The organism is Halovivax gelatinilyticus, from assembly GCF_024300625.1.
GTDB lineage: Archaea > Halobacteriota > Halobacteria > Halobacteriales > Natrialbaceae > Halovivax > Halovivax gelatinilyticus.
The window spans coordinates 47,274-62,391 of sequence record NZ_CP101322.1 but is presented as its reverse complement, the minus strand read 5'-3'; the positions used below and the strand labels follow the sequence as shown (position 1 = coordinate 62,391).

9 protein-coding genes are annotated in these 15,118 nt (G+C 54.0%); all 9 read left to right on the top strand.

All coding sequences use genetic code 11. The annotated features are described in order from the left end of the window. Nucleotides 1-31: 31 nt before the first annotated feature. The 9 genes from NKH31_RS00180 to NKH31_RS00140 all read left to right on the top strand — a co-directional run bounded on the left by NKH31_RS00180 (nucleotide 32) and on the right by NKH31_RS00140 (nucleotide 14,893). Nucleotides 32-493 (top strand): DUF6884 domain-containing protein, encoded by a 462-nt coding sequence (locus NKH31_RS00180; protein WP_254863115.1) that lies wholly within the window; start codon nucleotides 32-34, stop codon nucleotides 491-493. 50 nt (nucleotides 494-543) lie between these two features. Beyond that, the gene (locus tag NKH31_RS00175; protein ID WP_254863114.1) at nucleotides 544-1,740 is read left to right on the top strand and encodes a tRNA-guanine transglycosylase; all 1,197 of its coding nucleotides are present in this window, start codon (nucleotides 544-546) and stop codon (nucleotides 1,738-1,740) included. Further along, nucleotides 1,737-3,302, top strand: coding sequence for an ATP-binding protein (locus NKH31_RS00170; protein ID WP_254863113.1), 1,566 nt, complete (start codon nucleotides 1,737-1,739; stop codon nucleotides 3,300-3,302). The genes NKH31_RS00175 and NKH31_RS00170 overlap by 4 nt, the downstream gene beginning before the upstream one ends. Nucleotides 3,303-3,307: 5 nt before the next feature. Then, nucleotides 3,308-3,793: a hypothetical protein gene (locus NKH31_RS00165; RefSeq protein ID WP_254863112.1), complete on the top strand. Its 486-nt coding sequence runs from the start codon at nucleotides 3,308-3,310 to the stop codon at nucleotides 3,791-3,793. 89 nt (nucleotides 3,794-3,882) lie between these two features. Next, nucleotides 3,883-5,865, top strand: coding sequence for a DUF5591 domain-containing protein (locus NKH31_RS00160; RefSeq protein WP_254863111.1), 1,983 nt, complete (start codon nucleotides 3,883-3,885; stop codon nucleotides 5,863-5,865). Nucleotides 5,866-6,076: 211 nt separating this feature from the next. After that, on the top strand, nucleotides 6,077-9,391 hold the full coding sequence (locus tag NKH31_RS00155; RefSeq protein WP_254863110.1) for a PD-(D/E)XK nuclease family protein: 3,315 nt from the start codon (nucleotides 6,077-6,079) through the stop codon (nucleotides 9,389-9,391). After that, nucleotides 9,388-13,077, top strand: a complete 3,690-nt coding sequence (locus NKH31_RS00150; RefSeq protein ID WP_254863109.1) for a UvrD-helicase domain-containing protein — start codon at nucleotides 9,388-9,390, stop codon at nucleotides 13,075-13,077. The genes NKH31_RS00155 and NKH31_RS00150 overlap by 4 nt, the downstream gene beginning before the upstream one ends. A 119-nt stretch (nucleotides 13,078-13,196) precedes the next feature. After that, nucleotides 13,197-13,667: a hypothetical protein gene (locus NKH31_RS00145; protein WP_254863108.1), complete on the top strand. Its 471-nt coding sequence runs from the start codon at nucleotides 13,197-13,199 to the stop codon at nucleotides 13,665-13,667. A 416-nt stretch (nucleotides 13,668-14,083) separates the two neighbouring features. Beyond that, nucleotides 14,084-14,893 (top strand): hypothetical protein, encoded by an 810-nt coding sequence (locus NKH31_RS00140; protein WP_254863107.1) that lies wholly within the window; start codon nucleotides 14,084-14,086, stop codon nucleotides 14,891-14,893. Nucleotides 14,894-15,118: the final 225 nt, after the last annotated feature.

The window sequence follows — 15,118 nt, the reverse complement described above, 5'->3', positions numbered from 1 at the left end:
TAGCACTGGAACAACGATCAGTGTCCAACCCATGTCGACGCTGCTCGTTCAATCTTGCTCGAAGTCCAAAATCGAGCCGGATAAACCCGTCTCTGCCCTCGAACTGTATTCTGGATACTTCTTCAAAATTATCAAAAAATCGATGGGAGAGGGAGGCGGATATTCTGATTGTGACTTATGTATTCTATCTGCGAAACACGGTATCATCGATCCTGAAGAACCAATCTCTCCGTATGACCGAAGAATGGACTCTCACAGGGCAAAAGAGCTCGGACCAAAAGTAAGGAATGAGCTGAAAAATCGGGTCACCGAGAAACAATATAAACGAGTTGTCATTAACGCTGGTAAAGAGTATCGAAGGGCCATTGACGGATTTGATGAAGGACTAGATGTTGAGACATACCTGGTACAGGGAGATGGTATCGGTTTGAAGGGGCGCTCGCTCAAACAGTTCCTTCAAGGCGAAGAGTCGGGTATTAGGAAGGTTAACTAATGTCATATTCAAAGACAAGTTATTCGGCAAATTTTGAGGTTTCGGAGACGGTGGGAGACGCCCGTGCTGGTAAGCTGACAATTGGTGACTCGGTAATTGAAACACCAAACCTATTCCCGGTCGTAAATTTTTACGGTGGCGGTACCGAGAATAGTGTTTACGGCGGGGGTATCCATCGAACGGTCAAGGAGTTTATGATCGGAGCTGACCGAATTGGGGGGGATGATGCATACGCGAAATTCTTTGATGCGGTCATGACCTCCGTTTCGTCCCTCACCGACTACAACGTCTCAAAAGAACGATATGCCGACTATGTCTATGAACCGATAAAAGAACGAGAGGTGTTTTCACCTTTTAACGGAGTTATCTTCCTAGACTCTGGTGGATTCAAATTCTTAAATAATGAAAGCCTGGATGGAAGCGACTTCCAAGAGGATATCGATCAAGCGAAAGTATTCGAGATACAGAAACGAATGGGTGGTGATATCATCGTCAATCTCGACCACCCGATAACGCCGTCCGATACTCACGAGGAACGGCTCGAAAAAGCCCGAAAAACGGGAAAAAACATCGAGATATTTCTTGACCTGTCTGACGAGTATACCGGGGCCCGGTACCTCACTTTACACGGATATAACTACTCGATGATGGACGCTTTCCTCACCGAGATAACTGACTATGTGAGCGCGGAAAAGCTTCGGTCGTCTTTCGACGGAATTGCCCTTGGTAGTCTCGTACCAATGAAGGACAATCGGTCGGCCCTAATCGACGCTGTAATCGATTGCCACGAAGTGCTACACGATTGGGGTTTCGACAAATTACCGTTGCACGTTCTCGGAATTTCCAGCAGAGCCGTCCCATTACTTGTTGCGCTTGGCGTAGACACCTTCGATTCATCGACGTACTTGCAAAATGCGATCAACGGTGGATATTTCCTATCACTTATGGAGACGGTGAACGTTAATGAAGCGAATTTTGACGAGTGTGATTGCCCAGTATGCTCGTCTCAGCACATGCGAAGGTGGATGCGTGGAAATGCTCCATATAAAAAAGACATGTTGGGGCCGGTAGCTATGCACAACTTAATCATTCAAAAACGAGAGATCGAAGAGGTTCGCCAACGGGTCAAATCAGGTGATTCGTCATCGTTGGTCGAGTATATCGAAGGCACTGTTGCACAAGATAAACCAACTCGAGAGTCTGCTCATCGAGTAGTTAACCACTCGCTCGGGGGGTACTTCCAATGAAAAAAGCTCCAAAGGTCAACGAAGTGAACGAGTTCCTCGAAATTGCGAGCGACTTCGAGGACCCGCTTGAGGTAATCCGGGAATCGCTATCGAACTCGTACGATGCAAATGCTTCAAATATTGAAATCGAGATTAAAAGTCGAGAGATGGGCTCTGACATCATCATCGATGACGATGGAGACGGCATGGACCTCCGTGACCTCGAATCCTTTTTCGATTTGGGGAATTCGCGCAAGACGGATTCGATAGGGTACAAAGGTCATGGGACGAAAATATTCTACAAAAGCGATGAGATCGTCGTCAATACCGTCCATGATGGCACCAACCTCCGGGCGGTGATGAGTGACCCTTGGAAAAAACTTAACAACCGGGTACTTCCTGAGTACGAAGTCACTGAAACACCTGTAAGCAATCTTCACAAGGGAACGAGGATCAGAATCCACAATTTCCGATCCGGTCAGGGATTCGATCCGGAATCACTCACTTATAATAAGATCGAACATTATCTAAAGTGGAAAACTATCGCCGGCTCGACGGCACACATGTTCGAGGACGATCAGCACGAAATGGACATCACTGTTCGTCTTGGTGACGAAATAGACGATTCATATCCGGAAGTTGAGACGAAGAACCGACTTGAGTTCCCGAACGAACAACTTGAGCCCGATTACTCGTCAGATTTCCCTGCCGAGCGAATGTGTAAACACTACGGACCGACAGAGGTCGAAGCCGATTACGATGGTGGCACGACGACGCTCCACATCACTGGAATGGTCGGTGGGAAAGCCGCTCGAAACGAGCTTCCTACCTATGGAAAGCATTCCGCACAGTTCGGTGTCTGGCTTGCAAAGGATCACATCAAGGTTGAACGGCTGAACGAGGCAATCTCTCATGACAATGAATTCCTTCACTTCTTCTTTGTTGTGAACTGCCAAGATATCGAATTATCAGCCAATCGTGAAACGATTCGAAATAAATCGAGCCCTGTGTTCCAGGCGCTCAAAGAAGCGACCGAATTTCATCTATCGAAAGTGGCACAAGATCCGTGGTTCAAAGAATATCTTGAAATCCGACGAGAAGCGGAGATTAAACGCCGAGCTCGGAACCGCCGTGCCTCACTCAAGCTCCGACGAGAGCGCGTGGAATCGGGGGACTCCGGTGAGCCATCGAATCGAACTGAGGTCCTACTCACGCTCGCACGGGAGAACGAGAATACCTTACCAGGACAGATTTCTGTCGAAGATTACGAGCCGGATTCGGACGTACACGCGATTGCACGTCAGAACGGGAAACTTCGCAATGCGGCTGTTCACTGTTCATTGACAAATCACTTCAATGAGGAGCTGACGTTCGAGGAAGTAGATCTCATAATTTGCTGGGATCACGGGGACCCGGTGGTGTTACGAGAATACGAACGGCAAGGGTATCTCGGCGAAGACATCGAGATTGATCTAGAGGAAAACGGCCTACTTTACGGGGATGAGAACCCTACCTATGTCGAGATATTGCCACTCAGCCACCACATTGAACCAATGTCACCGCGAGCCGTCGCCGACGATTGATCGACATGGGTGAATTTGCTTCGAAGGTACAGACGTACATATACAACCGACTCAGTGAATCGAATACTAGCTTGTCATGGCAGACTGAATATGATCTAGCCGGAACACCGGTAGACATCGGTGGAGAAAACGACAAACTGCTCGTGCTCTTGGAATTGGAGTGGAGGCGAGCTGATCCTGCCGACAATTCTGCGAAGATTTTCCGTCATCTTACCAACGAAAGAACTGACGTAGATATCGTACTCGTCGCACAAATATTCACAAATTATTATGACTTGGCTAGCGGTGGTGTTTCATCGAAACGGAAAAATGCGGAGTTCGTCGGAGCCATCGCAGCGGGGGCTATTGACGACCTCTCGTATCATCCAGTAGAATTTCCGCTGGAGCCGCCGAAACAAGGAAACGAATGGCAGAGTTCCTGGACTGAGGCCGCAGAGTACACAACTGTCCAGATATCAGATCAAATCCAATCGGTGACGGATCCTGATTAGCCGTATTTCGAAGCGGCGATAACGAAGAGTCTATCTGGAACGATTCTGTATCCTTTGTTGATTCAATGGCGTCCTTTCGGGTGAAGACGGTGGGTGATGACGGTTTTGGCCGCCTAGGGGAATTAGATGTGACGCACGGCCCCGTAGAGACGCCTGCATTGTTCCCGGTCGTCAATCTTATCGGCGGTACTACTGAGAAGTCCGGCGGTGTCTGGCGTCGAATGCGGGATAAGCTCATCGACAAGGAGCATCTTCAAGGGATAATGTTTCAGGCGATGAGCTTCACCGACTACGGCGTATCTCCGAACAATCTGAATGACTTTTGGAGACCAAAGACATTTCACGAGCGCTTCAACCGTCTCGACGCCCCCATCTTCATCGATTCTGGCGGTTTCAAGCTGATGAATTCCAACACATTTGGCGAGGCTCCAGAGAAGGGCGGTGTCCCAAACGAGTGGGGACTTTACACGGACCCAAAAAGCATACTCGGTCTACAGCTCGACTTTGGGGCCGACATAGTTGCGACCCTCGATTATCCAATTCCACCGAATCTTAAAGAAGAAGAGAAAGTTGAGCGGATGAATCGGAGTATAGATAGCGCAGTGGAATGTCTCCGCCTTCTCGATAAACCAAATCTCCTCGACGATGAGTTCCCGATCAACAGCCGCGCAGCGGATCACTTGCGAGAGCGGCAGGCGGCTGGTGACGAGCCGAGCGTATATGTCGCGCTTCACGGACACGATTACGAAACGGTCAATTGGTACGTTGGGAACTTTCTCGATCGTGTCGACAAACTCGATATCGACAGTTCGTTCCAAGGATTTGCCGTAGGATCGCTCGTTCCGCTTCGAGATAGTATCGATGTATTGGTGGATATCGTTCAGGGAGCAAAAGACGCTATTCCGGAAGCCCGTTCGGACGAAATCGGCCTCCACGTTTTCGGTGTGGGTGGAAAACAGGTTGGCCTGCTCTCCCTTCTTGGTGTCGATACGTTTGACTGTTCAACCCACATGCATACTGCACAGTATAAAAAGTATCTCCATCCTGAGACATGGACGACTCATAAACTATCTGATCTAGATCAGTACCTAGGACCGGACAGAAGTTATCCGTGCGATCTCCCGAATTGTCTCCTGTGTTCAGATGGGGGTGTGAGTTATGACCGGTTGGTCAAAGAACTCAACACCGATCTGAGCTACGAGCAACGACAGCGTAGAAAAGAGAACGGGAAAAATATCAAAAGTGATTACTATGCGCTCCTTGCTCGGCACAACTTCGAAGTGTACAATGAGGAACTCGGACGCGTCCGCGGGGCTATTCGAGAGGGACGACTGCTAGAGTACGTTGTTGAGTTTGCAAGAGAACACGATGACATCAAGCGCGGGCTCAAGCAGGCTCAACTTCGAAACAAACGACTTAAAAACGTACTCGAGTCCCGTGGCGCGTACGATCTCCTCCCAGGTTCAACGTTGGCGAGCGATCAGTCGAAGCTCTCCAAGTGGGGTGCCGGAATCGACGAATCCGTTGGCACGCGTCAAATCTCGCTCAAACATAGTCCGAACGATTTCAACGTTAGCACCCAATCGTACGAGCCTCCTAGGGAGAAAGACATCCTTCTATTTGTCCCGTGCAGCCAGCAAAAGCCCTACTCGCGTTCGCGGACTCATTCAATCTTGTTCGATAAACTTGGGTCTCTGAGCGAAGCCGTACATAAAGTTACAATTTCGGGAATGTACGGACCCGTGCCCGAAGAGTTCGAGCGAGAACAGCCAATATTGGAGTATGATTACGTTCTCGCGAAAGAGGACACCGATCAGATCGAATTGGTCACCGGTCGCGTCTCACAGTACCTCGAACGCTACGGCGATCAATTCGACGAGATTATTGGTTACGTGACGAGCAAAACGTACAGGCGAGTTATCGAGGACGCGTTTGACGAATACGGTCAAGGAGTGGTATTTCCTGAATCTCCCCAGGCATTACAGCTCACCGAGTTTTTCAGGAATGACAACATTCAAGAATTATTGGACTACCTGGACGACCGTGCGACCAGTCCGGTGGACACCCAATAAGGTCGTAATAGTCCGATTCCGTTCCAGAATAACCGGATAAAGGAATAGGCCGACGGTACTTTGATGTTGCTGGTCCTCCACGACTGTCACGATGGCGACACTGGTCTCTGCCGGGTCTTTACTTCAGTATCTTAGGGAAAAGGCGGAAGACCAGCCCCGGTCAGTTGGCGATTCCGGAAACGGTCTTTGTTTGCTCGTCGGGGCGCGTTCAATGCGGAACCTTCGAGAGGGACTGATCGAACGCGGCGTTCAACCGAGTCAGGTCGCGGAATACGAGACGCTTCAGAGCGTCTCGCGAAGCCTGCTCGATCAGCGATATAATGGCGATCCGCGTATCCTGAATCAACGCGTTGCCGAGCGCCTTCTCCGGAGCGTCGTCGAAGACGCGCAAGCGGAGGACGCTCCCACGGCACTCCGCGCGTTAATTGGATCGATCGGGGATACGTGGGATGATGAACTATACGAAACGCTCGGAACCGAGCTGGATCGATATTGGCGCGCGACCGATGCCGGCAACGATCACGAACGACTTGCCGAAGCGACGGCCCGGTTGGATGATCCCTTTGCGTGTCACCGAAATAAGCGAGCGTTGGCCGGGCTTGCCGCGCTGACCGCCGTTCTCCGTGACAGAACCGATCCCCTCCCACCAGAGGTATTCCTTTCAGAATCGCATCTGACGCGGGCGGCCCGAGACGTGCTCCAAGAGGAGTGGAATCGGCATTTCGGTGACGTCGAGTGGGTTGCAGTCGGAACGATAAAATCGGTTGACAATACGATGCTCAGATTCTTCCGCGAGCTCGACGACCTCGAGGACGGACCCGAACTTCGTTTCTTTTTCGGCGTAGGCTCCCGGGAGCGACTCGCGGATAGATTCCGACGTACGGGTATCGACGTAAGGATTGCCTCGTTGGAGTCCTCGAATACTTCCTTCTTTGCGGAGAATCTCGTAGAGGCCGCCGTCGAAGGCTCGCGTCCGGACGGGATTCCTGACGAAGTTCGCTTTTTGGACGCTCCAGACCGACGTCGAGAGGTCGAACGCGTCGCACGGGATATCGCCTCGAACGTCCGCGAGGGTTCGGTGACTCCCGGTGAGCATCTCGTCATCCCACGGGAGACGCGCGAGTACGAGGCGATCATCGATGACGTATTCACCACGTACGGACTGCCGTACCACATCGAATCGGACCGGCCGCTCGCGCAGGTGGTCGCGTACCGATTTTTAAAGGCGACCGTCGATCTCATCGCAGCGGCGGCCAAAGGCGATGCGGTATCGTACCACGACGTTGTCGACCCGCTCAGGCTCGGATTCTGCCCGCTCGAGGACGCACCCGGCGACTGGCCCCTCGACGACGCTTCGTTCCTCCTACTCGAGGAGCGTCTCCACGCCATAACTACCGGCGCCAGATTAGAGCGACGTACCGTCGATGAGTGGCGAAAATCGGCTCTCGAACGGGAAGGTGAGAGCGAGGTTTGGCGACAAGTTGTTTACTTCCTCTCCTGGGCACTCGAACGGGCTGAGAGCGCCCCTGTTAAGGGCGAGGAGGTGACGACACTCCTGGACGGGCTGTGCCAACAACACGTCGTTCACGTAGCTGACGCTCCAGTCCGCAGGTCGGGCGGTCCCGGCGTCGATACAACGCGCACGGACGTCATCCGAAAGCACCCGTCTCACCTCGCCGAGCGCGTCGCCGACGAGCTTGCCGGCGTCGGTTCGTACTACGATTACCTTCGTGATCTCGATCTTGCCGAACCAGGGTGGGATCTCGCCGCTCAGGCGCTCGGAGACGTTGTCGGTCGCAGCCAATACGCTACTTCCAATGCCGATGGTAACGCCGTTCGAGTCGTCATTCCGGCGAACACCTACTTCCTATCGGCGAAACGCGCATACTTACTCGGCGTCGGAGCTGGTGAGTTCCCGGCACAACATCCAACGCCGACCTTTCTTCACGACGCGCTCTCCCAGACCGTCCAGCAGTACGCGTCAGAGGGTCCCACGGATGCATCGCCGTTATACCTCCCCGGCGGGGAGGCGATGTATCGGCGGGAACTCGACGACTACGAAGCAGCGGTTCGTACGGCCACGGAAGGGATTACGATCAGTCGGCACGCCCGTGACTCGTCCGGCGACCGAGTCTCTTGGTCGCCGTTCGTGGCATCGCTAACGGACGTCCTCGACGAAGCTGACCGCGGGTACGAACGTGTGCGACAGAGCCACTGGCTCCCGTCCGAGACGCACCATCGGGACCGGGCGGACGTAACCGATACAGGACCGATGAGAGATCGCCTTCGCCTTCTTTCGTACCACTGTGAACGCGACTCTACCGGAGCCGTTTTCCGCCCGAGCGACGGAGCGATCGAATCGGAGACCGATGCGATTCGCCTGTTGTCGAACGCCGACGGTCCAGTCTACCGTTCCCAGATCGCTCCGCGGCGCGAGCGATTCCGCCACCCGAAGACGACGGTCACGGTATCGGCCGACGAGCCGGCGTTCGAGGGCGACCTGTCCCTCGCGGATGTCGTCGGCGCGCCGATCCGACCACACGAGGTCGATCTGATGGGACAGTGTGATCTAAAGTACTACTTTTATCAGTTCCTCGTCGCTCGCGACGGCCCCGAGCTTAACAGGGATGACTGGCCGGAAGAGGAGTCGCCCTACGCACGCGAATTGTATCCGACGGTGCCAGCGGTGGTGGGAAACCACTACGTGCCTCCGTCGTACCGCAGAGCGGTCGAGCAGCTTGTGACGACGCACTTGCCGAATAGACAGGCGGATCTCGGTGCTTACGACGACGTCGCCGCGCTCCGATCCGACTTCGAGATGTGGCTCGGGGAGGATGACGAACTCGACGAATCCGTGTTCCAGGCGCTCGTCGGCGAATATCTGACCGTCACTCAGGAACTCGAGTCCGGGATCGATCGGTCCTGGTCCTGGCGCGGAGAGCAGCGCGTCGAGGTCGGTGACCACAAGCTCGTAATCCCACCACATAGAGTCGACACAATCTCCGACATCGACGACCCAGTGCCTGTCTTTCAGAGCGGAAGACAGGGCGGGGCTCGGGCGGCCCTTAAACACTGCTGGACCGGAACGCTCCGACCAGAACGAGCGGAGAGAGTGTGCTGGTCGTGCGAACGGCTCGATCAGTGTTCCATCCCGACGAAGCATTCCATCGACACGCGGGCGAGAGCAAGCGCCATCGATGAGGCTGGTGGTGCGTTCCTCCTCGACCGCTATGCCAGCGGTCCGAACGGCCGGCAGGGCTTTCTCCTGGGTGACGACATCGAACTCGTTCCTCACGAACAATACGTCCGAACGAACGGATCCACCATCTTCGAGAAACGGACCGACATGTGGCGTGAAGAGCTCGAAGAACTGCTCGACTCGATGACGCCCGAGAACGAAACCGTGACGTACGCAGTAAGCGAGGAGTTTGTCAATAATGGTGGCTGTGAGGGGTGCTCCTTCCGTGATTTGTGTGGCGTTCCAACTCGCGATGGAGCCGACGAGAGCGGGGGTGAGGACTGGTGAGCTACGTCGAAGAGATGTCGCTTCAGTTCGGACCGGATGACGACACTCCGGTAGAGGATCAAGCCGCGGTCATCGAGGCGTTCCACGAGGGCACCGGTCGGGTCGCCGTCGACGCCGCCGCGGGAACGGGAAAAACGACGACGATGTTAACGACGGTCGCGGAGGTCATCGTCGAAACGGCAGCCGACGGTACGAACCCGTTCTCGTCCATTCTCCTCACGACGTTCACACGAGATGCCGCGAGTGAACTCAGAGAAGACCTCAGGGAGGTACTTCGGAATCACGTGGACGCCGACGGCGAGCTTCCGGCCGACGTGTTCCGATGGTTGGAGACCGACAGCCAGATTCGGACGATCGATTCGCTTTTCAACGAATTGCTCGGCGAAGCTGCGACGGAGATGGATTTGCCCCCGAACTTCGAGCTGGAATCGAGCGCCGATCTCGAAGAAATCCGGGACGAAATCTTCGCCGACCTCCGTACCACCCACCGGGCGGAATTCGGGCGGTTAGAGAACGCGTATCCGGACGAGTCCTGGCGGCCGTATCCGCCGGCAACGGTTCGCGAAATGATTCGGACGGCCCAGCAGAAGTGCCGCGAGTTCTGCATCACTCCAGAGGATGCGAGAAAGTCCCTCCTCGCTAACCTCGACGCTGCTCACGCGAACCGGACTCCTCCCCAATCGTCCGAAGACGTCCGGTCGTTGATGGAGACGGTCGTTTTCGATGGAGCCGACCTCTCCGTCACTGCCGACGATGATGACGCCACCGAACGAGCCCGCGAAGCGTTCGTCGATCACGTGGCGGACACCTACGAGCGGTCACACCAGCTCGTGGAGGACTTCGCGACCATCCTCGACGCGTATGAACAACTGTACGACGAGTTGACTCACGAGCGCGGCCACCTGACGTATCAGGACGCAACCCACCTGCTCAGAACGTTCGTCGAGGACAACCCGGATCACCCGTTTGTCGAGAGCCTACGACGTCGGTTCGATTTCGTGTTCGTCGACGAGTTCCAGGACACCAGTGCCGCTCAGTGTCGAGTCCTCCGCGAACTGGTAACGGATGTCGGTGGCCGGACGCGATTGCTGGCCATCGGCGACGTGAAACAGTCGATCTATCAGTGGCGGTCGGCGGATCCGAGTATCTTCGGAGAGATCGTGGGCCGGGCGCGTGAAGCGGGAGAAGAAGGCGGACGAATTCCGTATCTCGAGGTCGAAGACGTGGTCTACAGGCCGCTGACTTCCAACTTCCGTAGCCATCCGGATCTGATCACTGCGGCTAACGGGCTCTTCGGGGAACTGTTCGAAGACGCTGGGCGTGGCGATTTCGGCGACGTGAACGTGACGTACAACGATGTTAGCCCGAAGGGTCCGAGAAAGTCTTGGGACGACGATTTCCCGCACGTCCACATGTTGCTTCTCGATTTCGGACTCGGCGATGATTTCCCGAGTCGAGGTGAGGATTGGACGCCGGTCGAGGCGCAAGAAGTGGCGGCCAGAATCGCGGCGATGGTCGCTGGTGAAACCGATGTGTCCGTCTTCGAAGGCATTGACGAAGACGAAGGAATCGAAGAAAGAACGCCGAAGCCGGGGGACGTGACGCTGCTCTTCCAGGCGCGGACACACATGCATCGGTACGTGGATGCGCTTTCGGCCTACGGTATCGACGCGGCACCGAAAGCGACGGACGATTTGTTCGAGCAGCCGGAAGTGACGCTTCTCATCGACGTCCTCTACTGGTTCACAAATCCTCACGACAAGGCGTCGCTGATGCGAATTCTCCGATCTCCGTTCGTCGCCTGCTCCGATCGCACGATCCGAGCAATCGCCGGCGAGGGCTTCTATCTCGGCAAGTTCCTGGAAGACGGTGCGTGGCCTACCGATCTACCGGAAGCGGATCGCAAACGACTGAAAGCGTTGGTCGAACTCCGCGACGACCTGCGATGGGACCGTGAGGGGTCGAAGACCGACCTGTTAAACCGAATCATCCGTCACTCCGCGTTCGACGCGGTGGTGCTCACCGGCGAGGATGGAATCCGGCGGTACGGCAACGTCTGGGCGCTCACCCAGATCATCGACGGCTGGGAAGAAGAGGAGCTGCTGCCCTACCGCGAATTCGTCGAGCGACTAACCCGACTCCGAAACCGAGCGGAGGAAACCGGTGAACCCGACCACACGGTCGCTGAAGTCACGGATCCGGAAGACGAAGAGACCGTTACCCTCACGACCATTCACGCGGCCAAGGGACTGGAGTACCCGATCGTCTTTCTCGTCGACGCGTTGCGGTCCTGGGACTCGCCGCCACTCCAAGCAGATCGACTCGTCAGTGACCGTGACCGCGGGCTGGCGCTACGGCCCGTCGCGAGTGACCGTCCACTGCCGAACGCTGTCAGCTTCGAATCCCCGGAGGACAACCTCGATACGTGGATGAACGAGGACCGTGACGCTGGTCGATACCCGGATTTGACGGGACCGATCTGGATCTCGAACGACGTCGACGAAGACACCGGGGAATTCACCTACGCCAACCCGCTGAACGAGTTTCTGGCTCCGAGCCGTGCGGAATTCTGGCGGGTTCTCTACGTCGCGTTTACACGCGCCGAGGACCACCTGTTCATCGGCGTAGCCGACGTACCCGATTGGGTCGAGAACTTCACCCGGTGGACGACCTGGGCAACGACAATCAACGAGACGCTCCTTCCCGACGCCAGTTGGGGGGAGCTAGATGATATCGTGGAATTCGACACGCGAGACGGCGCGGTTCCAATCGGCGTGGACGACGTGCCGCGGGCGTCGCCGACGAGTCATAACCCCATCACAGTGGATGACGTCGATCGGCACCTCGACGCCGACCCCACGAACCGAACGGAAATAATCCCGTATCGACCGAACCGGATCTCGCCGTCGCGCATTCACGACCTCGTCGAGTGTCCGCGCCGGTATCAGTACCGGCACGTCCAGGAAGTGGCGTCGGTTTACGGTGGAGGGCCGGCTCTCGATCGAGACGGTGAGCCCGTCGAAGAGGCGTCAACACCCGGCGGAGTGGCACCGAACAAGTGGGGGACCACGGTCCACAAGGTCCTTGAGTATCGATTGCTGGGCCGCGACCAGTTAGCGAGATACGCGAATACACTCGACCCAGAAATTAGAGAGTACGCGCTCTGGATCGTGGAGGCGATGGAGCGAGATTCCGACCGGTATCGTGCGGCACTTTCCGCCGATGAGGTGTACCCCGAATACACCGTCTCGACGACACTCGAAATTGATGACACCACCGTGACCGTCACCGGCGAGATCGACCTCTTGTACGAAGCGGACGGCGTCTGGCACCTCGCCGACTACAAGACCACCGATGTCCACGACGCCGACTCCTACGCCGGTGGAAAGTATGCACGGCAGCTTCGGACCTACGCGTGGTTGCTGGAACGGACGTACGATGTCGAAGTGGGCGACCTGACCCTGCTGTACGTCGACGTCGACGAGGATAGCAGGGCAGTCGATATCACGCCAGTAACTGTCGAACGAGAAGGCGATGTCGACGATTACGAGGAGGAGCTCCGGTATGACCTCCGGTCGGTTGCCGTGAAACCGCCGGAGGGACTGTCAGCGAGACCCACTGAGACTCGGTGTGGGTCTTGTCCGTATGCTTTCTCCCGTGGGGGGCCGTGTGAGCACGGTGAATGACGTGAGCCTCGGAACCTAATAATCCCAGAAAGGACTGATTCTAACAACAAATCCAGAACACAACAGATCCCTGATACACTGGTATTATTTATATTGAATGATGATTATGTGTAGAGTCCATGAAAAACGTGTACTTGGCGCCCTGCGACTCCCCAAACTTCGATAATACTGTGCAGGAAGTAGTCAACCTGAATGCGGTTAGCGACGTCCCAGAACCACTGGATGGGGAGGATGAAGTCCGGTTCTGGGGTGCAAGAACCGGTAGCAGGAACGAAGCAAACTTTGAGAAAATGGAGAGCGGAGATCTTGTGCTATTCTACCAAAATGGGGCATACATTGGTACGGCGTGGGTTAATTCCAAGTTCAGGGACGGCAACTGTTGGGCTAGCACCACGTATTGGCGCGGCGGAGAATCAAACTTGATATACACCCTAACTGATTTCGAGGAAATTTCTGTTTCTCGGCAGAAGGTCAATACCATCTTCGGATATACGAAGGACTACTATCCGCAAGGACTGATGCGGGTAAATCCCAACAATGTAACTAAGAGACCTGCCGCAATTAAGTTGGCTCTCTACCGTACAAGCTGATATGATAATCCTATGGGAGGAACTCAGAACCCGATTGCTCCACTGAAAATAATATTTTGGCTATTGATCTAATAACACTACCGTTTTAAACAGAGGGCCATTGTAACGATATGAGTCTGACATAGCTAGTGTGCATGATCCAGAGGATAGGTATAGTACGACAGTAATTTTATCACGTGGTATTTGAAAGTCAGCCGGTTACTACTTGAATCTCTTTATCGAGCGTTTTAGGATGCCACCATCCAAACCAGAAGGTGGCAAGGTTAGCGCCCGGTGACGTTATATGGAATAAGATATGTGGACATATTTATAATTTAGCACAGATCTATTTCGACAATCTACAGTATTATAAACTTCAAGAAGTTGGCAAATGGAATGTGAATAACGTTTTGTCAGTTGCGGTCGGGCATTTTCATATGTACTGGAGTGAGGAGGAAGTTGAGGAGTACACTAGATACCCGAGTGAAGGTAGCGCATCAGACTTAGGTTCTCCCATCTACTTCGTGGCCCAGAACGAGCTTGACCAAAATGAGATCATGGCGGACATTGTCAAAGATATTGAGGATAAGGGATACGACTACGCCCCCATTAGACCATACAAATCACGTGAATTCTACGAGGTGGAAACCGGCGAGGTATACTCAATTGATGAAGAACAGTACGTCAACTATAATGACATAATGCTATATTGTATAAATATTCTAACCGAGTATCCATTCGCGGTAGTTAGGCACCCTGATCCGGATTCTTGGATGGTTGTGACTCATGCTGACATTAATACAAGGGCTGCGAAAGAGTACTTGTTTAGCTACTATGCTGAGACTGCGAAAACAGTATCGGAACTTATCAAAGAGAAGTATGGCCTCGATGAAATTCAAATGGTATACCAAGATGTGCGGTCCAGAGGAAGAGCTTTAGATCGGTGGCAAAACGCTGTCAATGAGAATGTAGATTTGCATCCCGTCGAATTCATGGCCATTGCTGACCTGAAGGAAATTGTTCGGGATAACGAGGATCTCATGGAAAAATTGGGCTTTCCTTCTAAGACTCGATGCAAAATTGCCTTTGACACTGTTGAGAAGTACCGTAACAAGGTGATGCATGGAAATCGAAGCGTTATCTCCAGCGAAGAAGATGTAGAGAATCTTGTTAAATCGCTTGAGTTCGCTTGCGAGATCGCGGTCAATGCTGGCGGTGTCGGCCCCGACTCAGATATCCCGCGCTAACCTGAGGCTGGTTACTCCGTTGGCTACTCCATCCAATCCGCAGGGACACGCCAGGCACAACGGCAACGCCTCCCATTCTTTGTGAGAATCAGATCCTCATTCCAATTGAGTTACACATTCTTATATAGGGTTAAAATTAATATTCTGAATAAAATTGCTTGCTTTTATAATCTGAATTGATAGTCAATCATACCGTAACCTCCTATGTGCTTAGACCAGAAATGG